This is a genomic window from Flagellimonas sp. B-3 (genome assembly GCF_056857835.1).
The window spans coordinates 14,830-40,744 of the sequence record NZ_JBSXNW010000025.1; the positions used below are offsets into that span (position 1 = coordinate 14,830).

At 40.5% G+C, this 25,915-nt stretch carries 16 protein-coding genes; 14 read left to right on the plus strand and 2 right to left on the minus strand.

Features of this window, described 5'->3' with window-relative positions; genetic code table 11:
- Nucleotides 1–97 precede the first annotated feature (97 nt).
- The 6 genes from AC13CS_RS18020 (at nt 98) to AC13CS_RS18045 (ending at nt 8,284) form a co-directional block, all read left to right on the plus strand.
- Entirely contained in the window at nt 98–313 is a 216-nt protein-coding gene (locus AC13CS_RS18020) for a helix-turn-helix domain-containing protein (RefSeq protein WP_207031515.1), read from the plus strand.
- Between the two features lie 500 nt (nt 314–813).
- Entirely contained in the window at nt 814–1,848 is a 1,035-nt protein-coding gene (locus AC13CS_RS18025) for a protein kinase domain-containing protein (RefSeq protein WP_293167280.1), read from the plus strand.
- Nucleotides 1,848–3,404 (plus strand): tetratricopeptide repeat protein, encoded by a 1,557-nt coding sequence (locus AC13CS_RS18030; RefSeq protein ID WP_293167279.1) that lies wholly within the window; start codon nt 1,848–1,850, stop codon nt 3,402–3,404. Before AC13CS_RS18025 ends, AC13CS_RS18030 begins: the two co-directional genes overlap by 1 nt.
- A gap of 870 nt (nt 3,405–4,274) precedes the next feature.
- Nucleotides 4,275–5,759 (plus strand): FGGY family carbohydrate kinase, encoded by a 1,485-nt coding sequence (locus AC13CS_RS18035; protein ID WP_293167278.1) that lies wholly within the window; start codon nt 4,275–4,277, stop codon nt 5,757–5,759.
- A gap of 2 nt (nt 5,760–5,761) precedes the next feature.
- Nucleotides 5,762–7,087 carry a xylose isomerase gene (gene xylA, locus AC13CS_RS18040; RefSeq protein ID WP_293167277.1) on the plus strand — a complete coding sequence of 442 codons (1,326 nt, stop codon included), beginning with the start codon at nt 5,762–5,764 and terminating at the stop codon, nt 7,085–7,087.
- 150 nt (nt 7,088–7,237) lie between these two features.
- The gene (locus tag AC13CS_RS18045) at nt 7,238–8,284 is read left to right on the plus strand and encodes a LacI family DNA-binding transcriptional regulator (RefSeq protein ID WP_293167276.1); all 1,047 of its coding nucleotides are present in this window, start codon (nt 7,238–7,240) and stop codon (nt 8,282–8,284) included.
- A 42-nt stretch (nt 8,285–8,326) separates the two neighbouring features.
- Here the strand turns inward: AC13CS_RS18045 and AC13CS_RS18050 are convergent, their stop codons facing one another.
- Nucleotides 8,327–9,499, minus strand: coding sequence for a XylR family transcriptional regulator (locus AC13CS_RS18050; RefSeq protein ID WP_290574843.1), 1,173 nt, complete (start codon nt 9,497–9,499; stop codon nt 8,327–8,329).
- 590 nt (nt 9,500–10,089) lie between these two features.
- Between AC13CS_RS18050 and AC13CS_RS18055 the strand changes: the two genes are divergently transcribed.
- The 8 genes from AC13CS_RS18055 to AC13CS_RS18090 all read left to right on the plus strand — a co-directional run bounded on the left by AC13CS_RS18055 (nt 10,090) and on the right by AC13CS_RS18090 (nt 24,922).
- The gene (locus AC13CS_RS18055; protein ID WP_293167275.1) at nt 10,090–11,208 is read left to right on the plus strand and encodes a Gfo/Idh/MocA family protein; all 1,119 of its coding nucleotides are present in this window, start codon (nt 10,090–10,092) and stop codon (nt 11,206–11,208) included.
- 77 nt (nt 11,209–11,285) lie between these two features.
- Nucleotides 11,286–12,533: an MFS transporter gene (locus AC13CS_RS18060; protein WP_290574839.1), complete on the plus strand. Its 1,248-nt coding sequence runs from the start codon at nt 11,286–11,288 to the stop codon at nt 12,531–12,533.
- 138 nt (nt 12,534–12,671) lie between these two features.
- Nucleotides 12,672–16,046, plus strand: a complete 3,375-nt coding sequence (locus AC13CS_RS18065) for a SusC/RagA family TonB-linked outer membrane protein (RefSeq protein ID WP_293167274.1) — start codon at nt 12,672–12,674, stop codon at nt 16,044–16,046.
- A 16-nt stretch (nt 16,047–16,062) separates the two neighbouring features.
- Entirely contained in the window at nt 16,063–17,763 is a 1,701-nt protein-coding gene (locus AC13CS_RS18070) for a RagB/SusD family nutrient uptake outer membrane protein (protein WP_293167273.1), read from the plus strand.
- A gap of 56 nt (nt 17,764–17,819) precedes the next feature.
- The gene (locus AC13CS_RS18075) at nt 17,820–18,758 is read left to right on the plus strand and encodes a DUF6807 family protein (RefSeq protein WP_293167272.1); all 939 of its coding nucleotides are present in this window, start codon (nt 17,820–17,822) and stop codon (nt 18,756–18,758) included.
- A gap of 39 nt (nt 18,759–18,797) precedes the next feature.
- A complete protein-coding gene (locus AC13CS_RS18080) occupies nt 18,798–21,635 on the plus strand; it encodes a 3-keto-alpha-glucoside-1,2-lyase-like domain-containing protein (RefSeq protein ID WP_293167271.1) in 2,838 nt (945 codons plus the stop codon).
- A gap of 138 nt (nt 21,636–21,773) precedes the next feature.
- Nucleotides 21,774–23,837, plus strand: a complete 2,064-nt coding sequence (locus AC13CS_RS18085) for a TonB-dependent receptor domain-containing protein (protein ID WP_293167270.1) — start codon at nt 21,774–21,776, stop codon at nt 23,835–23,837.
- 17 nt (nt 23,838–23,854) lie between these two features.
- Nucleotides 23,855–24,922 (plus strand): aldose epimerase family protein, encoded by a 1,068-nt coding sequence (locus AC13CS_RS18090; RefSeq protein ID WP_293167269.1) that lies wholly within the window; start codon nt 23,855–23,857, stop codon nt 24,920–24,922.
- Nucleotides 24,923–25,509: 587 nt separating this feature from the next.
- Here AC13CS_RS18090 and AC13CS_RS18095 read toward each other — a convergent pair.
- Nucleotides 25,510–25,915, minus strand: a 406-nt coding sequence (locus AC13CS_RS18095) for a type IX secretion system membrane protein PorP/SprF (RefSeq protein ID WP_482889104.1), incomplete at its 5' end; no start/stop codon positions are given.

Consider the following 25,915-nt stretch of genomic DNA (forward strand, 5'->3'; position numbering starts at 1 on the left):
AAAATAAATACTCATTTTCTACACGAATTAGATAAAATTTTATATAGGTGTATCTAAAATCTATCTTTATGTATCAAAATTTTACATTCATTCTATAATGACAGACCTAGGATTATATTTGGCCAAAAAGTCCATCAACAAAGCGGAAGTTGCGAGAAGGACAGGTATAAGTAAATCAAGGATAAGTCAATTGAGTTCCAACCCGACCACAAAACTAAGGGCGGAGGAACTCTACCTGATTTCATTGGCCATTGATATAGACCCCTGTGAAGTGATGAAGGAATTATATGGAAATGTAAAGCTTCCTAATTGAGGTTTTACCTCGCTCAGTACATTAGTTTCGGTAAGTATTTGGGCTTGCAGCACTTCGCTTTGCTTCGTTCGCTTTTTAATTCGTTTCTTTTTTTAATATAAACCAAAAGAGTACATAAGCCCATTGACTATAAAGATTCGATCGATTTATTTAAAAGACTTGCATATATTTTTTTACAAAGCCTTTCCTAAAGGTCTGGGTATTTACAATGGGCTTCGGAAGATCAATTCACTTAAAAAAGAGTAAACTTGTTTAAGCCGATAAGAGATGGTTATTACAACAATGTATTTAAACTTAGTCAAATAAGCAAAAATCCGTACTTTGTAAGAATTGCTTTTAAGGAGGAAATTTGGTTATAGAAATATACGAACTTATTAGGCAACAAATTGTTGGATAATAGCCTCTGTTTGATAATTCAATAAGTCATAACTGATAACAAATTAAAATGAATAAAGGCCAAGATAATGCTGCACATTCTCTAGAAGGCAAAACCTTAAAAAATGGTTGGAAAAGTATTAAGAAAAGTTGAGCCTAAACCGGGGGCTACAGGAGGATTTTTCAGTGTTTGTTATGTGGTTTCTAGGGAAAATGAACAAGCTTTTCTTAAGGCATTAAATTTTCATGCATTTTTTCAACTGTTTAATGGAAAATCAATTGTTGAGGTAATTAAAGAGCAAACGGATGCATTTAAATTTGAGAGGGATTTGCTTTTGAGATGTAAAGAATCCAAATTATCAAAAATTTCTATGGTCATTGATGAGGGAGAGGTGGTTTTAGATGGTTTCACAATTCCAAATGTTCCATACTTGATTTTTGAATTATCTGATGGTGATGTTCGATCACATATGAATTTTAGCAAGGATGTAGAAATTGTTTGGAAGTTAAATTCACTGCATAATGTTGCGGTTGGACTTAAACAACTTCATGGAGTGGAGATAGCACATCAAGATTTGAAGCCTTCAAATATTTTAATGTATGAGAAAGGAGTTGTTTCCAAGATTGGAGATTTAGGTAGGTCGCTTTGTTCTGATATTGAAGCACCCCATGAAAATGGTGGCGCATTCCCTGGTGATTTGAATTATGCACCACCTGAATTTCTTTATCGATTTATAGATCCAGATTGGAATTTTAGAGTCCGTTCTACAGATATGTATCTGTTCGGAAGTCTTATTGTATTTTACTTTTCGGGAACCAATATGACTGCATTAATAGGGAAGAATTTAGACCCAAAGTTTAAATGGACACAATGGCAAGGGACTTTTGCAGATGTTCAGGACTACTTGGTTGATGCATTTTATAAGGGGGTAAAGGAGTTTAAATCTTACATAAGTGATAATACACTTTCGAATGAACTTTCTGAAATTGTTTCATACTGTTGTTTTCCGATTCCCCATAAAAGAGGTCATCCAAAGACAAATACTGTAGCTTCAAATATAAAGGGAGGTACAGCAACAAACTTCAATCCGTTCAATTTTGAAAGGATTGTCTCCAAATTCGATTTGTTATATAAAAGGTCTAAATACAACCTTAAGTAATGGCTGTTTTCTTTGAAATAAAAGAGCGAAGGGTTATTCCAAACTGGCGTGATTTCAAAAGAACACTTCAGTTGGGCGAACTTAACCAATCAAACAAGTTGATTAAACCTATTCAATTAACTATTGAGCGCTCCACAGAAGACTGGATTCTTAATAAAAATATCGGAACTGCTGCCGATATTATTAATTCTTCATTTGTTTCAGGAATTCATAATCCCCATGTATCAGAAGCGATTCAATTAGTCAGATTAAATAATGAACGAACTTCACCTAGTCTTCATGAACTAATCAAAAGAATTGAATCAAGTACGCTTGGGACATCAAAAATTCTAAATAATTCGTTGTTGGAGATTGATGTTGAAACCATAAATGAATTCCAAACGTTTATTAATAACAAACTATTTCACAAAATAATTAATAAAACCAAAAACAGAACAAAGAATGAAATAAATAATCCAATTGTATGGGTTGAGCTTGCACGTTTGTATGCAATGAAAGGAAATGCACGAAAAGCGGAAAATGCAATTATTACGGCTTTACATCTGGCACCCAACAATAGGTTTGTTTTAAGGTCGGCCACTAGGTTTTTCATTCATGAAGAAAAATTTGATAAAGCACTATTCTACCTTAGAAAGGCAGAGAATTTAAAGTATGACCCTTGGCTAATTTCTGCACACATAGCGACTTCTTCAATTATGGGAAGGTTTTCACCTGTAATTAAGGAAGGCAGAAAACTTATAGATTCAGGTAATTTTTCAGATTTTGATTTGACTGAACTTGCAAGTTCACTTGGGACACTGGAACTTAAAACAGGATCATTTAAACGAGCAAAGGGTCTATTTAATAAATCAATGATAATGCCCAATGATAATAGTTTGGCACAATTAGAATGGGTTTCTAAGGATGATAAAAGGTTACAAATTAATCCATTTTCATTTGATAAAGTAATTAACCCTTTTGAGGCACAAGCACTTGAATTCTATGAAAGGGGAAATTGGTCAGGGGCATTTTATAATTCAATAAAGTGGTTTCTTGACATGCCTTTTTCTAAAAGACCAGTTATTTTAGGCTCGTATATCGCTGGTTCTTTGTTAAAAGATAAGAATGCGGCTATTACATTATGTAAGGTTGGTCTTCAAGCTAATCCAAAGGATCCAACTATGTTAAATAATATGGTTTATAATATAGCCACATCAGGTAATACAGAAATGCTTGATTTCTATGTTCAGCAAATGATTGGTTTGGATATTAATGGTCTCCCTGATGCCAGTAAAATAACATATCAAGCAACCTTGGGGTTAGTGGCATTGAAAAAGGGACAATTAGAGCTGGGAATAGATTTATACAAACGGGCTATCCAAAATGCAACAAATTTAAAAAATGACTATCTTAAGAACTTGGCTATTGTTCATTTTGCAAATGAATTAATAAATCTTAAACTACCTGAACAATATCAATACATTGAACTTGTTAAAAACATGAAAATAGAAGAGAAAGATAAAGATTTACAATTAATTAAAAATGATATTTTAGATAAAATACGAGGTGAATCATAGCTTTCCAAAAGCAGAAATTTCTTTTTTTTAATTAAAGAGCTTTGTTCATGTCTTGGGGGTTAGAAATCTAGAATTTATTCCTCTAAACATTGTCTAATCAAATAAAGCACCAAAAAGAGTTATTATTGAAATTTTGTGTTCAGTTTAATCCTGTGGTTAAATCGGTATTCTTCAATTTTTAAAGAGATATGGCTCTCTTTAAAATGATTTCAGTATTTTTAGTATCAAATGGATATGTTCTTATTCCCGTTTTCATATTAAACGTGCAATAAGGTGTGCAGGTTCTGGAATTTCAGTGCTTGTTTCTGATTTACAACAACATACAATCATATGAGTGGTTCAGTCATGACCTATTGCATGCAGAGGTTCACTCTTAATTTACAATCAAAATCAAATGATTATTTCCCGTAAATATAGCAATGGGCTTCTGATACCTTGGATAAGTTAGCAGAAAATTCCCGGTGGCTATTTAATGGTTTTCCTAAAGATACTACCTGTTTCATATGCAAGTTAAAGGGAATATAGCCAACGTTGGTAGCTGGTGTTTTTGTCAGTTTATGTAATTTTTCGGTATCTAAATTTCGATATAATATTCTATTTGTCAATTTATCTGAAGTGCTTCGTTTTTAATTTTCCATTGTTTTTTCTGAATATAGGTATTACGCTAACCATGATTTACGAAAACCATTTCGAGATTGCCATCAATAGTAAGTAATATATGTTAATGTTTTGATATTCAATTGTATGGGTCTAATTTTTTCTAGTCCTTTCGAATAATCTATATCTTTTGATTTTACGCTGATTTCTGTTCTACATAAATTTTGATTTGTACATTTTTTACATTTAACGAAAGTTGAATAATATATTTCTATGTACTATTTAGGAATCGATTTGGGAAGCTCTTCAATTAAAATTGCTTTGGTTGAACAATCATCGGGCAAAAAGGTGGCGATTGGTCAAGAGCCGGAGAATGAAATGTCGATGCAGGCAGCTAAATTGGGTTGGGCGGAACAAGAGCCCGAACTATGGTGGCGTCTTGTTTGCCAAGGTATACAGCGAATTTCAAAGGAGAACAATGTGTCTTCCGATAAGATATTGGGGATAGGTATAGCATACCAAATGCATGGTCTTGTGGTGGTCGGTGCTGATGGAAAACCACTTAGAAATTCTATAATATGGTGCGATAGCCGTGCAGTGGGCATTGGAGACAAGGCATATGCGGAATTAGGTGAAGAGAATTGCGACTCTATGCTATTGAATTCTCCTGGAAATTTTACGGCCTCCAAGTTAGCTTGGGTTCGTGAAAATGAACCTGATGTTTTTGCGAAAGTCCACAAGTTCATGCTGCCCGGAGACTATATCGCATACAAGTTAAGCGGTAAAATTGCATCTACTGTATCAGGTCTTTCCGAGGGAATATTCTGGGACTTTTCAAAAAATCAGGTATCAAATGATATTTTGGACTATTATGGTATCCCTGAAAATATGGTTCCAGATGTTGTGGAAACTTTTGGAGATCAAGGAAAGGTCTCAAGTATGGGGGCTAAAGAAAGTGGTCTGTTGGAGGGGACGCCCATCGTTTATCGTTCAGGTGATCAGCCCAACAACGCCTTATCGCTTAACGTATTTAATCCGGGAGAGGTTGCCACAACTGGCGGTACTTCTGGAGTGGTGTATGCGGTAACGGACAATCTTTCGGTAAAGGAATGCTCAAGGGTCAATAATTTTGCCCATGTCAACTATAGGCCCGATAAGCATATCAGAATAGGAAAGCTTTTATGTATCAATGGGTCAGGTATCCAATATAGATGGCTTTTGAACAATTTGGATGTGTCTTCATATGAAGAAATGAACGACCTGGCCTCTGAAATTGAGATAGGCTCCGATGGTGTGTGTGTGATTCCTTTTGGAAATGGGGCAGAGCGCATGCTTAACAATCAGGATATCGGTACAAGAATCGTCAACCTTAATCTGAACCGGCATTCCAAGGCTCATCTTTGTAGGTCCGCTCTTGAGGGAATCGCTTTTTCGTTTGTATACGGAATTGAAATTATGCGGTCTGATGGTATTCAGACCAAGGTTATCCGTGCAGGTAATGATAATCTTTTCAGGTCTTCCATATTTTCCAATACCATTGCAACCCTCATTCAAGAAGAAATAGAAATATACAATACAACTGGTGCTATCGGGGCTGCCAGGGCATGTTCCATATCCGATTTTGGGCATGACAAGTTTCAATCTTATATGTACAATGACCATGTATTGACATATATGCCCTATAAGGACATTGAACCTTATCGGGAGGCATATGAAAAATGGAAAAATGAACTACAATTAATATTAAAAACAAAATAACAATGGCACATTTAGGCAACAAAGAATACTTTAAAGGTATAGGTGATATCATATTTGAAGGGAAGGATTCGGACAATCCGTTGGCATTTAAGTTCTATAATCCCGATCAAGTGGTCGCGGGAAAGACCATGAGGGAACATTTCAAATTTGCCATGGCCTATTGGCATACGCTATGCGGAACAGGTGGAGACCCATTTGGACCTGGAACCAAAAAATTTTCATGGTCTACCGATAAGAATCCAGTTAAGGCCGCTAAAGAAAAGGCGGACGCCGCGTTTGAGTTTGTAACCAAAATAGGTTTTGACTATTATTGCTTTCATGACTTTGACCTTGTGGATGAAGCCGACAGCTTAGTGGAATCCGAGAAGAGATTGTCCGCTGTAGTGGATTATCTGAAAGAAAAGCAACAAGCTTCGGGAGTTAAGCTGCTTTGGGGAACGGCCAACTGTTTCTCGAACCCTCGTTACATGAACGGAGCGGTTTCAAATCCTAATTTTGACGTTTTGGCCTATGCCGGCGCTCAAGTAAAAATGGCCTTGGATGCTACGATTGCTTTAGGTGGTGAAAACTATGTGTTCTGGGGTGGGCGTGAAGGATATATGTCCTTATTGAATACCAATATGAAGCTTGAACAGGATAATATTGGCAGGTTCTTGGGGATGGCCCGTGATTATGCTAGAAAGGAAGGGTTCAAAGGTAACTTTTTTATAGAGCCCAAACCTATGGAGCCCACAAAGCACCAGTACGATTTTGATGCAGCAACGTCCATTAACTCTATTCGCGAATATGGACTTCAGGATGATTTTAAATTGAACATAGAGGTCAACCATGCGACCTTAGCGCAACACACTTTCCAGCATGAATTGCAGGTAGCGGCCAATGCCGGAATGTTGGGAAGTATCGATGCCAACCGAGGAGACTATCAAAATGGATGGGATACCGATCAGTTCCCGAACAATGTTTTGGAAGTTACTGAGGCCATGTTGGTTTTCTTGAAATCCGGTGGACTTCAAGGAGGCGGTGTCAATTTCGATGCTAAAACTAGAAGGAACAGTACGGATTTGGAGGATATTTTCTATGCACATATTGGTGGGGCGGATACTTTTGCCAGAGCATTGTTGGCTGCAGATATCATTATGAAGGAATCAAACTATGAGGATTTGCTAAGCGAAAGGTATGCTTCCTTCAAAGAAGGAAAAGGAGCTTCATTCGTATCGGGGAAACTGGAATTTGCAGATTTGTTCAATCATGCACTTGATGTAGGAGAGCCCAAGCAGATAAGTGGCAAACAAGAACTTTATGAAAATATCGTTGGAAAGTTTGTATAGGTGAATGTTTCATCCTTTTAAAAAATAATTTACTCTTTTTTATAAGCCGTCCCTAGACATACCTATGCCAAAGGGCGGTTTTTCTTTTTTAGCCGATGTATTTATGATTATTTCAATGCTTTAAAATCATTATCTTTTAAAACTAATTTTATGGTATCCATGAACAAATTGACCTTAAAAGCCATCGCTTCCCATTTCAAGGTTTCCGTATCAACGGTTTCCAAGGCAATCAATGATAGCCATGAGATCGGCGAAGAGTTAAAGGTGAGAATTCAGAAATATGCCAAACAAAATCATTACAAACCTAATAGGGTGGCCCTGAATCTATTGAACCGTAATACCAAGACCATTGGGGTGGTAATTCCAAACATCCTGAACTATTTTTTTGTTCAAGTGCTCTATGGGATAGAGCAGATTGCGGATAAAAGAGGCTATAGCATCATTACCTGTAGCACCAACGAATCCATTGAAAAGGAGGCAAAGATATTGGACTTCCTATGTTCCGGGGCGGTAGATGGTGTTATCATTTCTACGGTAGCTGGAGAGACTCAACTAGCGGACCATATAGGGCATTTTAGGGAACTCCTGCAAAAACAGATTCCTCTGGTGATGTTTGACAGGGTCACCGAAAAAATTGAATGCGATAAAGTTGTGGTGGATGATTTCGAAGCAGGCTATAAGGCGACTAAACATTTTTTGGCAACAGGTTGCAGGGATTTAGCAATTGTGAATCCTATCGCCAACTCCCCGATTGGGAATTTGAGAATAGATGGGTTTAAAAAGGCCTTGGAGGAGAATGGACTTGTTTTTGACGAAGAAATGGTGGTGCCCATAGGCGCTGAGGATGATATGGAACTCATTTTATCCCTGTCATTGGATTTCCAAAAGCTAAACGGAATTTTGGTCTTTGATGAAATCACAACGGTCAAGGTGATGGATATTCTTAGGACCAAGGGCTATTCCATTCCTAACGATATTTCGATTATCGGTTTCACCAATGGAGAGTTGTCGAAATACGTAACTCCATCGGTTACTATGATCAGTCAGCATGGGCGTCACATTGGGGAAAAATCCGCTAGTAAACTTATCGATAGGATAGAGGCCAAAGTCCATGAGGATGATTTTGAGACAAAGACAATCAAAACAAGCTTGGTAGTAAGAGGGTCCACTTTGCCTTTGGAGTATCATAAGTGTTGAAAGCCCATTTTACTTGAAAACGTGCAAGCCTCTCGGGCAAATTTAATTTTTTATTGACTTACCCTCACGATATGCAATGGGGGAAATACCAGTTTCACGCTTGAACAGATAGCTCATATAGGAAATATGTTCAAAACCTGTTTTTTCTGCAATATCAAATAACCCAAGCTCGGTTTCGGTCAACAGTTCTTTCAATCGGTTTACACGTACCCGTTGCATTTCTTTATAAGGTGTTCGACCTACAATTTCCACAAACTTTTTCTCAAAAACCCTTCGGGTCATCGGAACTAAGTTCAACACATCTTCAATATTGAAGGTGCCGCTAGTGGCATGTTCGTATATATAATGTAGTGCCCTGGACATATGGGGGTCCTCGATGGCAAGGGCTTCAGTAGACCTCCTTTTTTTGATTCCTAAAGGTGATATCCGGTGCGAAAAGGTGTCTATTTTCTTTTTCTTCATTAGTTGTTCCAATAAGGTGGCGGCCAAATAACCTGTGGTGTGCGTGTCTGGTATAATACTGGTCAGTGGCGGGGAACAAAGTTCACAAATCAAAGGATCGTTATCCACACCGATTACAGCAATATCTTCTGGAACCATAAAGCCCTGTCTATGGCTGGAATCGATAATCAGTCTTCCCAATTGGTCGTAGGCTGCAAAAATCCCGATAGGTTTTGGTAGACTGGACAGCCAAGAATCAATCTTCTTCTGCTCGGCTACCAAATTCAATTTTAAATCAATAGAAATGTGGTGCTCATGACAAATAAATCCATTTTGTTCCAGTAGGTCTGTAAAATGGCTTGAGCGCCACTTGGACCAGTTAAAATTGGCTCCCAAAAAAGCAAAGTGCTTGAATCCACAATTTTGTAAGTGCTTTAAGGCCACTTGGGCTATTTTTTCGTCGTCGGTTTCGACCCAAGGAATGTTGGGAATCAAGTTGGCGGAACTTGTATCTACCGTTGGAAGGTTGCTTTGTTGTATGAGGTCGGCCGTGGTTTTATTTTCAATACGTGCAATAATGCCGTCGCCTTTCCAAGAAAGTAGCCATTCTGGATTAGGCTCGCCCCTTCCATATTCGCCCAAAAATACATCCCAGTCATCATGCTCTTTTATGTAGCTATAAATTCCTTTAATGATTCCTCTGGAATATGCATTTGAGGTTTCCAGTAAAAGGGCCACTTTATATCTCTTTTTTCTGATTATATCCTTGGGCATGTGGTTAAACTAAAATTTTATGGGCATAAAGGAAGCCATTGCCTTGTTTTTGGGTCCAGGGAATCAATGAAGTATTTAAGTATGCCAGGGGTTTTGTTTTTTATACTATTTGTTAAAAATCTAATTTAAAGATAGAAAAAAAAGTAGATGATGCTGTGTTTTATTCAATCACGATATTTTCGGACCTAACCTGATTAAAGTGGGAATTTCTGCTGTATATGATAATATTAGCTTCAATAAAATAACATATAATAAAAATTTATATTAAAAAATACTAACTATTGAATGGTGAGTGAGACGGATAGAACAGTAGAAGTCTAAATAATAACTGGTAATATATCTAAATGATAAGTATAAATTTCATATTGGAATCCAAAGGTATTGTGGATATGTTTGAATGTTCGCTAAAACTACCAACATCGGTACTGAACAAAAGCTTGGGGATTAACTCTCACTTTGTAGCAATAAGCAATTGATAACAAGCTGATTGTTGGTGAAGTGGGTGTCGGATCTCGGGAGTGCAGGTGATAAATCGATTTAGATTGCCAATAAAACCAATACGAATAAAACCATAATACCAAATTATAAAAATGAGTGATAAAAGTAGTAAAGTAGCCATTGTGGGGCTTGGATTCGGAGCAGAGTTTATTCCGATTTATAAAGAACACCCCAATGCAGAAATGTATGCAATATGTCAGCGAAATGAAGAAAAGCTCAATGAAATCGGTGATGCTTTTGGCATATCAAAACGGTATACGGATTATGCCGAGCTGCTTAAAGACCCTGATATTGATGCCGTACATATAAATACACCAATACCTAACCATGCAGAGCAATCCATCGCAGCGTTAAAGGCAGGAAAACATGTTGCCTGCACCGTTCCCATGGCCACCACCGTTGAGGAATGTAGACAAATTGTAGAGCTCGTAAAGGAAACAGGGCTTACCTATATGATGATGGAGACCGTGGTATACAGCCGTGAATTCCTTTTTGTAAAAGAGATGTATGAAAATGGTGACTTGGGAAGGATACAATTTTTAAGGGCGTCGCACCATCAAGAAATGAAGGGTTGGCCGGGTTATTGGGAGGGCTTGCCCCCAATGCATTATGCGACCCACTGTGTAGGTCCAATATTGGCCCTTTCCAGGTCTGAGGCCGAATATGTGTCATGTTTTGGTTCTGGTAGGATTGATGAGGAATTGATTGGTAAATATGGCTCTCCGTTTGCTGTGGAAACCTGTCACATCAAATTCAGGAAGTCCGATCTATCGGCCGAAATAACCCGTTCCCTTTTTAATACGGCAAGACAATATTGTGAAAGCTTTGATATTTACGGAAGCCTTAAATCCTTTGAATGGAATTTAATAGAAAATGAAAACCCGGTCATTCATACCGGAGAGACACCTGAACGTGTAGAGGTGCCGGACTATGCGCACCTGCTGCCAGAAAAGATTGCAAATTTTACCAGCGCCGGTGTTTATGATTCCGATGACAACCAACACCTTTCCTTTATACAAGGAGCAGGGCATGGAGGATCTCATCCACATTTGGCGCACGAGTTTGTAAGTGCCTTGATGGAGGGGCGGCAACCTTATCCGAACGCGGTCCAATCCGCAAACATAACCTGTGTTGGAATCTTGGCACACAAGTCTGCCATGAACGGGGGCGAGATTATAAAGATGCCGGATTTCACACTTTCGGAAGACTGATGGTCAAAACCCGGTTAAATGTTATTTTGATACTTAGAAATCAATAATCAAGTAAAAATTACAACAGGTAACGAATTATGGAAAAGAACAATAAGAAAAGACTCTTTTATGGAAGTTGTTTTGCAATAATAACAACGGCCTTCTCCTTTAGTATTCGAGCTGGGATTCTTCCGGAATTGGCCGAGACCTTTGATTTGAGCGCAAAGCAACTAGGATACATCAACCAGATGTGGTTTTTGGGCTTCCCTATCACAATGGTCATAGGGGGATTGTTCTATCATGTCATCGGGCCCAGAAATATAATGGCCTTTGCTTTTGTGGCACATTCCGCAGGTATTTTGCTGACCATTTATTCCGGAGGGTATATCGGTTTAATGATATCGACCCTATTAATCGGTCTTGGGAATGGATGTACGGAAGCCGCTTGTAACCCCATGATTGCAGATAGTTATCAGGGAAAGATGATGAATACCTTAATGAACCGTTTCCATATGTGGTTCCCTGGCGGAATTGTGCTCGGAAGCTTGATATCATATGTTATGACCGGTCTTAATTTGGGGTGGGAAGCCCAAATTTGGATTTTCTTTATCCCTACCTTTCTTTATGCATATATGTTCTATGGGCAGGAATTTCCAAAACCAAGAGTGGAGGAAGCAGCCAGCGTCAAGGCAAATTTTAAGGCCATGGTATCGCCCATGTTCATTTTTATTGCGGCCTGTATGGCGCTGACTGCCATTTCCGAGTTTGGACCGACCCAATGGGCTCAACTTGTATTGGAGAAAAGTGGGGCCGTACCCATGTTGGTCTTGGCCTTGATCACCGGAATCATGGCGTTTGGACGCTATTTCGGTGGGGAGATCGTCCATCGGTTCGATCAAAGCGGGGTCCTTTTGGGTTCGGCTATTTTTACCGCTCTGGGTATCTTTTTGCTCAGCAGCCAAACAGGTGGAATGATTTATGTTGCCGCAGCGATATTCGCCGTTGGGGTCTGCTATTTCTGGCCAAATATGATTGGGTTCGTGGCCGAGAAAATCCCTAAAAGCGGTGCTCTGGGAATGTCCGTGGTGGGAGCGATCGGTTTTTTCTCCACGTCAATTTTTCAGCCCATCATAGGCAACTGGATAGATAGTGCCAGGGCTACGGCAACGTCAATGGGCCTTGCCGGAGATGCATTGGAACTGGAAGCAGGTCAAGAAACACTAAAAAGAATGGTGGTCTTCCCGATTATACTTATTGTGCTTTTTGTCATTCTTTTCTTCTGGATACATCAAAAAAAGAAATCAACTCCGGCATTGACCGATTCGCCGAGAGTGAATGCGGGTTAATGCGATAAAATTTATTGAATAAAACAAACAAACAAACTGATTGAAATATGTGTTGATACACACGAAAAAAAAATCGGAAAATGGTGGATCATTTTCCGATAGGGCAGATAATAATTAACTAACACAAACCTTGAAATTATGAAAAAAATATCAAATCCCTTATGGGTATTGGATAATTGCTGTTACCAAATCTTTGGATGGAAGTTGGCACTTCTTTTATCACTAACAACACTATTTGTGATAGATGCTACTGCCTCTGGTTTAAGTGAGGAGATTAGCGCTCCTACCTGTAAAGAAAGCAAATTTGATCCAATTATTGGTACTGCAATGGAGAAAAGTGTAGAAAAGAACACTTTTTATTCAGACAAGACAAAGAAGGACACTTACCAGTTCAATGTAACAGGTACCGTGACAGATACCAATGGCCAGCCCTTGCCGGGAGCCAATATTGTAGAAAAAGGCACAACTAATGGAGTGCAAACTGATTTTGACGGAAACTTTTCACTTTCGCTGGCCGATGAGAATGGGACATTAGTGGTTTCCTATATCGGATTTGCAGCCAAGGAAATTCCTGTTGATGGGCAATCGACATTTACCATTGCTTTGGAAGAAAGTGCTGCAGGGCTCGATGAAGTGATTGTTGTAGGTTATGGTTCCCAGAGCAAAGAATCCCTTACGGGATCTGTAGCTACGGTGGACGAAGAAGAACTGAACGCAGTACCTACGGGTGGTGATGCCGCCTCAAGAATGCAGGGACGCGTTGCAGGTGTTACCATTACCACCAACAGCGCCCCTGGAGGAAATGCCGTTGTGCGTGTGAGGGGTGTAGGTTCCATAAACAACAACGACCCATTATATGTAATCGATGGAGTGCCCACGACCACAGGCCTCAGTGGGGTCAATCCCAACGATATTGAATCCATGACCGTATTGAAGGATGCAGCTTCATCAGCAATTTATGGTTCCCGCGCGGCAAACGGTGTAATTTTGGTGACCACAAAAAGGGGAAGCAAGGGCAGAAAGCCAAGTCTTAGCCTCAGTGTACGATCAGGGGTACAAAGAGCCAACAACAATATAAATTTGTTGAATACCGAGGAAGTAGGATTACTGAAATGGCAAAAATTCACCAATGATGGGTTAGAGGTCGGAGACCCGGGTTGGGGTGACCTTCAATATGGTAACGGAGCTACACCGCAGATCCCGGATTATATTTTCCCCAACGGAAGGATGGAAGGAGAAGTGGATGAGAGCCTCTACAATTTTGGCGACCCATATTACGGTATAACAAGGGCCAACAAGCAGGGGACGGACTGGTTGGATGAAATTTTCACCGTAGCCCCGATACAGGAATATAATCTTTCGGTTAGTGGAGGTACCGAAGATATGAACTATGCCATATCAGGAGGTTATTTAAATCAGGAAGGAATATTGAACCACACCGGTTTTGACCGCTACAGTTTGAGGGCCAACACCGATATCAATATTACCGATTGGTTCAAAGTTGGGCAAAGCTTGAGTTTAACAAGAAGCAATAGAAAAGGAAACCTGTCTACTTCAGCGATAGAATACGCTCTTAGAACACACCCTATCATTCCTGTTTATGATATCCGTGGAAATTTTGCAGGTACCCAATCCAAAGGTACTGGAAATGCACAAAATCCCGTAGCAATACTATATAGGGATAAGGATGACTTTTCTAGACAGCTACGGATTTTGGCAAATGTTTACTTGCAATTCAACCTGACTGATGACCTTAGTTTCAAGACTATGTTGGGTGTGGATAGCAACAACAGAAAGGCTGAAGACCGCACCTTGGCCAATCCAGAGTTTACACAGACCAACTTTAACAATAGCCTAGAGCTTAGTCATAATGAGGGGTTTCAATATAATTTTACAAATACTTTAAATTATTCCAAAACTATTAGAGAAGATCATTCATTGGATGTGCTTCTGGGAATGGAACAGATTAAAAATAGATTGGAATATTTTGCTGCCGGAAGGTCTTCATTTGCTTTTACCGATTTGGATTACATGATTTTAAATGCAGGAACCGAAAATCAAACCAATGAAGGTTTCTTTGATGAATGGGCACTTTTCTCCTTTTTTGGACGGGTGAATTATAATTACAAGGGTAAATATCTGTTCGAAGCTGTTGCCCGTAGAGATGGATCTTCGAGGTTTAATGAAGAAAATCGATGGGGGGTGTTCCCGGCATTTTCCGCAGGATGGAGAGTAAGCGATGAGAAGTTTATGGCCGATGTAGATTGGTTGAACAGCTTAAAGCTTAGGGTAGGTTGGGGCCAGAACGGTAATGATAATGTAGGAAACTACAATGCCTACAGTACCTATCGTGCAGATGGCTTTGAATCCTATTATAACCTTAGCGGTTCGGGATCCACCTCGACCCAAGCAGGTTTTCATGCCTATAAACTGGGTAATCCGGATAGCCGATGGGAAACCAATACAACCACTAACATTGGAGTGGACTTCTCCATATTGGATTACAGGTTTGATGCTTCTGTAGATGTATATACAAGAAAAACAACAGATATGCTGTATCCTGATGTCAAACCGGATACATGGGGTGCGTTGGAACTATCTTCCGTGAATGTAGGGGAGATGAGAAACTCTGGAATCGACTTAATTATGAACTACAGAAGTGATATTGACAGTCCGCTACAATATACGATTAGTGCTAATCTTTCTCATTATAAAAACGAGGTGATCCGCCTTAATGATAACCCTGATGAAATTAGATTTGGAAACTCTTTATTGAATGATACTTATACCGCGACTACCCCGGGAAGACCTATATCTTCTTTTTTCGGATATATCGTGGATGGGTATTTCAACACACAAGAAGAAGTAGACTCACATGCGCCATACAATCCTGATGTATCTGGTGTAGATGCCTATAGTAGACCGGGGGTTTTCAAGTATAGGGATGTAAACGGTGATGGGGTAATTGATCCAGATGATAGAACCTTTATAGGTAGTCCACACCCTGATTTATCTTATGGACTCAACATGAATTTTAAGTATAAGAATTGGGACATGACCATGTTCTTCCAAGGCGTTCTTGGGAATGATTTGGTCAATTTCAGTAGCCGTACAGTTTTGTTCAACCGTTTTGATGGGAATTATCTTAAAAAACGTTTGTATGAATCTTGGACGCCGGAAAGATATCAGAACGGGGATAGGATTACTGTGCCCATTTCGTTGAACGATGATTCTGTAATGCAAAGACCATCAACATTTTTTGTAGAGGATGGTTCCTATTTTAGAATGAAGAACTTTGAGCTTGGCTATTCATTTTCAGAAAAGGTGTTGGAGAAGCTCGGCGGATTGAACAGGTTCCGGATTTATCTACAGACAACGAACTTGTTCACCATCACCAATTACAGTGGAATAGACCCGGAAACAAGTTCTGGTGACGATCGTCAAATAGGAGTGGATTCCGGTCTATATCCCCCATCTCAGATATTTATGATGGGAATCAATATTAATCTTTAATCAAAAACATAACAAGATGAAAAAAATACATATAATCAAATTGATACTGTTGTTGGTTTTAGTTGGATCTTGTTCAAAAGATGATCTTTTGGATATACGGCCCAAAGGAGAATCCCAAGTTGAAGACTTGGTAAACCAAACAGGTATAGATTTATTGTTGACAGGTGCCTATGCCGTTGTGGACGGTGTAAATGGAAAAAATGGAGAAGGTTGGGCAGGAGCAGATTCCAACTGGGTTTGGGGAGGAGTGGCTTCCGATAATGCCTACAAGGGTACCGTGGCAGGAGACCAGGCTCCCATTAATGCCATTGAAGGATTTTATGTGGATGCTGCCAACGTTTATGTGGCCAACCACTGGGCCCCGATGTACGATGGTGTCCTAAGAACAAACGATATTTTGCGTATCCTTCCAGATGTGGAGGATATGGACGAACAGGAAAAGGTACAGGTAGAGGGGCAGGCCAAATTTTTAAGGGCTCATTACTATGTTGAACTTACAAGGGTGCATGGTCCAGTTCCTTATATCGATGAGAATACAGAGAATCCGTCTGTAGTGCCCAATGATCATTTGGTTTGGCCGGAAATAGAAGCAGATTTACAATTTGCGGCAGACAACCTTCCGGGAAGTTGGGAGGATAAGGGAAGGGCCACTTCGTGGGCGGCCAAGACCTATTTGGCCTATGTTTATATGTTCCAAAGGCGGTTTGATGATGCTCTGCCCATTTTACGGGATATCTACAACAATGGCCCTTTTGAATTGATGGAGAGCTATGAACAGAATTATAGGATTGCCCACCTCAATAACAAGGAGTCCATATTTGAAATTCAGTATGCAGTAAATGATGGATTTAATGGATCCCCAAATGCTGGTATAGGCAATAGTATAATAGGAATGACCTTTATGGGAGGAAGTGGATTTTTTCAGCCTTCCCATAATCTGGTAACAGCATATAGAGTTGATGAAAATGGACTGCCACTTCTGGATGATACCTTTTCCGAAGATGATATATTTCCTTATGATCAAGATGGAGAGAGTGTTTTGTATGAAGGTCCCGTGGACCCTCGATTGGATCACACCATAGGTAGGCCAGGGGTACCTTTCTTGGATTGGGGCATTCAGGAAGGACATTCTTGGATTCGTGACCCTATTAATGGAGGCCCTTACATAAACAAAAAGCCCATGTTCTTAAAATCTGAAAGAGGAACAATGTCCAGTAATACAGGAAGGACATTTCCCAATGCCAACAATTACCGTAAGTTTAAGTTGAGCCATGTTATGCTATGGTTGGCCGAAGCAGAGGTCGAAGCCACGGGAGGTTCCTTGGAAACAGCGACCAATTTGATCAACGAGCTTCGAAATCGAGCCAAAAATTCCAATGTGGTGCGTTTTGATGATGGTACTCCAGCAGCCAATTATAGTGTTGAGCCGTATCCAGTGACCTTTCCAAACAAAGAGTATGCTTTAAAGGCAATTCGACATGAAAACCGTATTGAGTTGGCAATGGAGGGGTATCGATTTTACGAACTTGTACGCTGGGGAATGGCCGGAGAGGTAATGAACAACTATTTGGATGTTTCTTGTTCGGTTATGTCCTATCTATGCGGAAAATCCTTCACGGAGGGACAGCATGAGATTTGGCCTATACCACAAAGACAAATAGACCTTTCCAAGGATGAAAGTGGGGCTTCCGTACTTGTACAGAATCCCGGCTATTGATTTTTACCATGGGGCCGATTATTTCCATTGGCCCCTAATTTTGATAAAGAAAAAGTATGAAAAGAAGGAATAAAAATATATTTAAGATTATTGGCGTATACTTCCTTTTGGGACTCATGGGACCTAATGTTTATGCTCAGGAGAGCAAGTTGTACATCATTACGGACAGCATCAATGAATCTTTAATTATTTCGCGTTCCAAGGATACGTCGGATTCCATTCTGACACAAGTGGTCAAAGCGGGAATCAGGCCCTATATCCATCCTATTGCCGCACCCGATGGTGATGGGGTTTTGACAGAGTATGGGCCAGGTCATCATTTACATCAAACAGGACTTTATTGGGGTCTAAAGCGTGTCAACGAGCGAGACTATTTCATGAACTGGAAAGAAGCCTATTGGAAGAAGGAATCTTCGACCATTTTGGAGGGTTCCGGAGCAATAGTAAGATGGCAAACAAAATATGGTTTGTTGAACGAGAAAGGAGAGGTAATTCTTGAGGAGGTTCAACAATGGTCCATGGAAGAGCGTGAAGGAAGTTTTATATTGGATTTGGAATGGCAGGGCAGTGCTAGAGTAGATGTAACCATGGGTGAGTTCTATGTTGGCGGCTTGTTTTTGCGCATGCCTTGGAAGAATGGATATAAGGCGGAAATAGTAAACTCCGATGGTAAAAAGAATCTTGAAGCGGAGGCTCAAAGAGCTATTTGGGCAGATGTGGGTATACAGGTTCCCGGAAGAAAGGATTTGGCTCATGTTGCAATGATGGACCATCCGGACAATAGAGCTTTTCCCACGCCATGGCGTGTGGACAGCCAGTTTGGTTTGGGCCCCTCTATTCAAATATTGGGCGATTGGAAGATTCCAAAAGGCTCAACGGAGACCATAAAGTACAGATTATTGATCTATACCGGTGGTCAGGACAAAGATCTCATTGCACGCACTTGGAAAGAATTTGTTTGTGAAGATGGTAAGGGAACCAATTCAGGCGAATAATTTATATGTACATAAGAACTAACTAAAACCAATTAATTAATGATCACTAAAAAGAAAGCTATTGTTTTTCTGGCATCGATTGTCGCGCTCTACAGTTGCGATACAGGTGTTGATTCCAAAAATGGGGAGTCCGATTCACCTACTGTCGCCAAAGGCGAGAACACGGACAAATATGACAATTTCACCGATTGGGCCATATATAGAGGAGATAAAAAGGCCAATCAGTACTCCGAACTTGGGCAGATAAATGCAGCAAATGTGCATGCTCTGGAGCCTGTTTGGGAATACAAGCACGGTGATCCCGATAGACCTTCCATGTACAGTAACCCTATAGTTGTAAATGGGTTGATGTACTTTACTACTCCCAAATTGCATGTAGTGGCCATTGATGCGGTAACCGGTAAGGAAGAATGGGTGTTTGATCCCGCTCCATATAGCCCGGACAAAAAGGATTTCAGAGGCCGAAGCCGAGGTGTTACCTACTGGGAAGATGCCAATGGTAAAAATGGAAGGATATTCAATTTTGTTAAGGACAGGGTATATGCCCTTGATGCCCGCACGGGAAAACGAATTGATGATTTTGGCCCTGATGGATTCATAGACCTTAGGCTAAATTTACCCGTGGACCCAAAAGATGCATCCGTTGAGATGACGTCTCCGGGGATAGTGTACAAAAATTACTTGATCGTTGGGTCCCGTGTACCAGAAGGCAGTTTTTCGACCCCTGGGGATATCAGGGCATATAATGCCAAGACCGGTGAATTTGAATGGATATTCCATACTATTCCACAAAAGGGCGAGTTTGGTTACGATACCTGGGAGTTTGAAGAAGACGTGGTGTATGGTGGTGCAAACCCATGGGGAGGTTTTTCCTTGGACGAAGAAAGAGGATGGGTGTTTTTTGCCACAGGATCTCCTGCTCCCGACTTTATCCATGGAGGCAACAGAAAAGGAAAAGGACTTTTCGGTAATTGTATCATAGCGTTGGATGCCACCACAGGGGAAAGACAATGGCACTATCAAAATATACATCACGACATATTTGATTATGATAATCCCCCGGCACCCATGCTCACCGATATTCAGGTGGGGGATTCCATACAAGAGGCGGTGGTGCAGTTTACAAAAATGGGATTGACCTTTGTTTTGGATAGACAAACAGGAGAACCAATATTCCCCGTGGTCGAATTGCCTGTGCCGGCCTCAGATGTTCCGGGCGAAGAAGCTTGGGCCACACAGCCCTTTCCTGTAAAGCCGCCACCATTGAACAGGATTACGCTGAACGAATCGGATTTGAGTAACATCTCTCCGGAAGTGCATGAATATGTTCTCAAGGAATTCAAAAAATATAGAACAGGTAATCTGTATACCCCCGCTTCTGAGCAGGGAACCATTACTATGCCAGGACACCAAGGAGGAATGGAGTGGGGCGGAGGATCATACGACCCATACACCAATGTGGTATACATCAATGTAAACGAGGCTCCCACGATTCACAAGTTGGTAAAATACCAAGAACTTGAAAACAAAGAGGAGGCAACACCGGAACAACGGGGCGCATTGTTGTACAATAATGCCTGTACATCTTGCCATGGGGCCAACAGACAGGGAAACCCACCTGCTTTTCCCAAGTTGACCGACCTACAATTATCGGATGGCGAGATCAAAGATCTATTGTTCAACGGCAAAGGAATGATGCCTTCCTTTGAGCAATTGGGAGAAGAACAGGTAAACGACCTTATTGCCTTTTTAAAAAGTGATGGCGACGAAGGTAAAACCAAAGAATCGGTCAAATCAAAAACCAGATATTCCAACCAAGCACCATTTTTTGTGGATCAGAACGGATATCCGGCCATTGCTCCGCCATGGGGAACGCTCAACGCTGTGGATCTTGGTACGGGTAATATTCTTTGGAAAGTGCCATTGGGCGAATATCCAGAGCTGGTAGAGCAGGGCATCCGTAATACAGGCTCCAAGAGTTTTGGAGGTCCGGTGGCCACGGCCGGAGATGTGGTGTTTATGGCCGGAACCCCAGATGAAAAAATCAGGGCCTTCAATTCGCATAATGGTGATGTGCTCTGGGAGTATAAATTACCTGCAGCAGGCTATGCCACCCCAAGTGTATACATGATAGATGGGAAACAATATTTGGTAATAGCAGCTGGTGGTGGAGGAAAGAACGCGACCAAATATGGTGATTCCGTAATAGCGTTTGCTCTGCCCGATGCAGTCCTTGAAAATGGACAAGAGGTGAAGGAGAAGTATGCGGAATGGACCAATTTGTTTGACGGTGAATCATTGGAAGGGTGGGTACAACTCAATGGATGGCACGACTATTTTGCGGAGGATGGAAGCATTGTAGGCCGAACAGCAAAGGGAAGTCCAAATTCCTTCCTGTGTACCGTGGATGAGTTCGATGATTTTGAACTGACCTTGGATATTATGGTTGATGACGTAACCAATTCAGGAATTCAAATTCGAAGTAGGACTAAACCAGTTTCCGAAGGGGATTACCAAAGGGCAAGAGCAGGAAGAGTTTATGGTCCCCAAGTGGAAATGCAAAGAAACAGGGAGCCAGGAACACCGACAACGGGTCTTATTTATGGCGAGGCACTGGGCACAGGGTGGTTGTCGTCAGATGAAAAGATTCAAAATGGGCATAATTACCTAAATGAGAATGGATGGAACAAACTTCGCATACTTGCCCAAGGCCCACGTATCCAAACATGGTTGAATGGTATAAAGATTGAAGACCTTACGAATGAAGAGGTATATAAAACTAACCCCAAAGGTTTTATCGGGCTTCAGATGCATGGAGTAGAAGAGCCTGGACCTTTTACCATGAAATGGAAAAATATTCGAATACGAAAACTTTAATACTATGAAAATAATTGGCAAAGACCAATTAATGTAAATCTAGAATAGTTGGTTTAGTTTAGTTTGTTGGCGTAGCACAAGTATTGTGCTGCGCTTTTTTTCACCGAGCCCCTAAACCGAAAAAGAGACATGCTTAAAATGACAAAACTTTTACCAATTATTGCCTTTGGTCTAATGGGATTAATGACTCATGCGCAAGATATGCCCAAGGATACCATAACCCAACTGGATGAAATTGTTTTGATCCAAAATGCCATCCCGAAAAAAGCTACGGGAATCACAACATCTTCCAAAATTGATGGGCAGACTTTTGAACGGTTCAACCCAACTGATATTCCCTCGGCCATCAACCAGATTTCGGGAGTTTATCTTTTATCCGGTGCCATAAACACCAACCGAATCACAGTCCGTGGCATTGGGGCAAGGACTCCTTACGGCACCAATAAGCTTCGTATGTATTTTAACGGAATTCCCGTAACCAATGGCACAGGTGCAAGCACAATTGAAGCTTTTGATTTTGAGAACTTGGGGGCAATAGAAATTATCAAAGGCCCCAAGGGCACTGCAAATGGTGCCAATCTTGGAGGGGCCTTTTTGTTGGACACCAAGGCATCGGTGGAAGATAGGACCCAATTGATCAATTCATTTTCAGTGGGCTCCTATAATATGTTAAAGGACAATCTCACATTTTCGCATTCCGAAGATGGTTTTAACCTAAGCTTAAGCTACAATCACCTGGAAACGGATGGCTACCGACAGAACAGTCAGTTTGTTCGGGATGGTTTTTTGTTAAACACACAGTTGAGGACTGGACAAAACAGCAGTCTGTCCATTTTGATGAATTATATAGATTACACCGCCCATATTCCAAGTTCCATCAACCAAACCGATTTTGATGAAGACCCAACCCGGGCAGCATCAAATTGGCTGGCAGCACAGGGATACGAAGCCAACAAGTATATTTTAACAGGTCTCTCGCATACGTATCGGTTTTCCGAACACCTTCAAAATACAACCAGCATTTTCTACACCTACTTAGATCATTACGAACCACGACCTTTCGATATTTTAAATGAGTACACCAACGGGTTTGGTATTAGGTCTAGTTTTGCGGGTGAATGGGAAAAAGCCCAGTTCACCTTCGGTGGGGAGCTTTATAAAGATGAATACCAGTGGGGCACTTTTGAAAATTTATACCAAGAAAATGATGGCAATGGCAGCTTACAAGGCGATGCCTTAAGTGACAATATGGAATTCAGAAGACAGTTCAATCTGTTTGGAACTTTCACATATACGATTACAGAAAATTTAACTACCCAATTTGGTCTTAACCTGAACAAGACCTTTTATGATTTTCGAGATTTGTTCGATCAAGGTGATGGCAATGCATCTGCCGAACGCGATTTTGATGCGATCTTGTTACCCAATCTTGGAATCGACTATCAATTGGAAAACGGAAAAATCTATGCCAATATCAGTCGTGGTTTCTCGAATCCAAGTTTAGAGGAGACCCTTACCCCTGAAGGCATCATCAACCCAGATATTGCCCAAGAAACTGGAGTTAATTATGAGCTGGGCAGCGAGTGGCTGTTCTTTCAAAAAAGATTTTCCGCTAATCTTACGCTGTACCGAATGAATGTGGAAAACCTTTTGGTGGCAGAACGTGTCGGGGAAGACCAATATATTGGAAGAAATGCAGGGAAAACCCGTCACCAAGGTGTGGAATTGGACCTACAGTACCGGGGAAAGCTGTCGCAAACCCTTATCCTAACGCCTTACCTCAGTTATACCCTGAACGACCATAGCTTTGTGGATTTTGTGGATGGGGACAACGATTATTCTGGCAATCCGCTCACAGGAGTTCCAAAACATTTGATCAGTTCTGGATTGGATTTGCAACACACCAGTGGTCTGCAATTGAACCTTACCCACCAATTTGTGGATGAAATTCCCCTAAAGGATGCAAATTCGGCCTATAGCGACTCTTTTAATGTGTTCAATTCCAAACTCGGTTATCAAACTTCTATTTCCCAACATATTCATTTGGGCCTGAATGCCGGCATCAACAATGTTTTTGATGAAAATTATGCCCAATCCGTATTGATCAATGCAGTTGGTTTTGGTGGGGCAGAACCCAGATATTTTTACCCTGGAAATGGTCGGAATTATTATGGGAGTATGGGTTTGAAATATCAATTTTAACTGATTACTATAAAATAATGAAGGATACACGTCTTGAAAAAAAACAATTTGGAGAAACTCCTGAAGGAGAAAAAGTGTATAAATATACGCTAAGGAACGTTGATGGAATGGGAGTTGATATTATTAATTATGGAGGCATAATTTCCAGATGGACTTCTAAGGATAAAGATGGAAACCAAGGCAACATAGTTCTAAATTTTAATGATTTAAGATCCTATATGGAAGGAGGTGCTTTTTTGGGAGCGTTAATAGGTAGATTTGCAAACAGGATATCGAATAGCAGTTTTACACTTGACAAAAAAAAGTATGAATTGAACAAGAATGAAAGCGAAAATCATCTCCATGGTGGAGAAAAGGGTTTTGATAAAGTGGTTTGGAATGCTGCAACAAGGATTAGGATGGAATCTGCTTCGCTTATCTTGACGTATACCAGTCATCATATGGAAGAAGGATATCCTGGAAATCTTGATGTAAAGGTCACCTACACCCTTAAGGACGATAATGCACTTGAGGTCCAATATGAGGCTTCAACGGACCGCCCAACAATCATCAACCTTACACAGCATAGTTATTTCAATCTTTCAGCAGATTTTTCAAGGGATATTTTGGATCATGAGTTATTATTGAATGCGGAATCTTATTTGCCCGTGAATAATGAATTGATTCCAATTGGAGAATATCGCGCTGTAAAAGGGACGCCATTTGATTTTGGAAAATATAGAGCCATAGGCGATTCCATTTTTAACAATGATGAGCAGTTACTGATAGGGAAGGGCTATGATCATTGTTGGATATTGGACACAGAGAAGGGTGACCTAGAATTGGCAGCTTCATTATATCATTGGCGTAGTGGCCGTAGATTGGAAGTGTATACTACCGAACCTAGTATTCAATTTTATAGTGGAAATTTACTAAGTGGATATTGTACAATTGATAAAAAGATGATATACGGAAAAAGACAAGGCCTATGTTTGGAGACTCAACATTATCCAGATAGTCCGAATCAACCAAGGTTTCCTTCAGTACGTTTGGATCCCGGAAAGGACTATTGCACCAAAACGATATACAAACTTTCGGTTGTTTGAGAATTGTAGATACCCCAATCTTTAGGACAGGTTTTCTAAATTGATTTAGATTGGTAAAATGTGAAATTTGACTATTGGTGCCATCGATATTTTTTTGAAGATAAATTATCCTTTTTAAACTGATTTCAGTATTTTTAGTATCAAATGGATATGTTCTTATTCTCATTTTCATCTTAAATGTGCAATAAGGTGTGCAGGTTCTGGAATTTCAGTGCTTGTTTCTGATTTACAATAACATACAATCTTCTGGGTGGTTCAGTCATCTCGACTTAACCTTTTCAAGTAAAATCAAAACACTGTTAATCTTATGATTTTCAGTAAAATCCTCTATATCTATGTGACCAAGTTTAACCCAATGAACAACTAAAGCTAAACCTTCATAAGGATTCTAGGTTGAATCATATTTTGTTGGTATCATTAAGAGATCCTCCTTGTCAATAAATCCATGGTTGTTTTCATCCTACCATACTTTGACCAGCCTCTTTAAAGGCAACATTTGCTGTTTTAAGGTCATTTTTAAGCAATAAAATGCCCTTGGCTAAAAGGGCATTTATCACTAATAACAGTATTGTTTGATTTTGAAATTGTTACATTTTCAACTGCATAAAAAGCTCATGGGTGTTGTTGTCCAGGCCATCAATGGGGTTTTGGATGGAGGTCTCATAGGCATAACCCAAATTGAACCCGTTGCTGATATTGAACAGGAACAGCCCGCTGATGCTCTCGTCATACCTATAGCTGGCACCGAACTCAAAGCGCTCGCCGAAGTCCAGGATTCCCGTCACTTCGACGGATATGGGGGAAGCATCGACGTAGCGCAACATCCCCATGGTCTTCAAATCCAATGTTTTGCCCAAGAGAAAGGTGTAGCCGCCACTTAGGTAGGCATGCATACTGTCCACGCCAAGATAGGCGTTGCCATCGCGTTCTTTTAGACGTTCCGGGGTCAACAACTTTGGTGCGGACAGGGATGCAAAGTACCTGTCGTGCTTT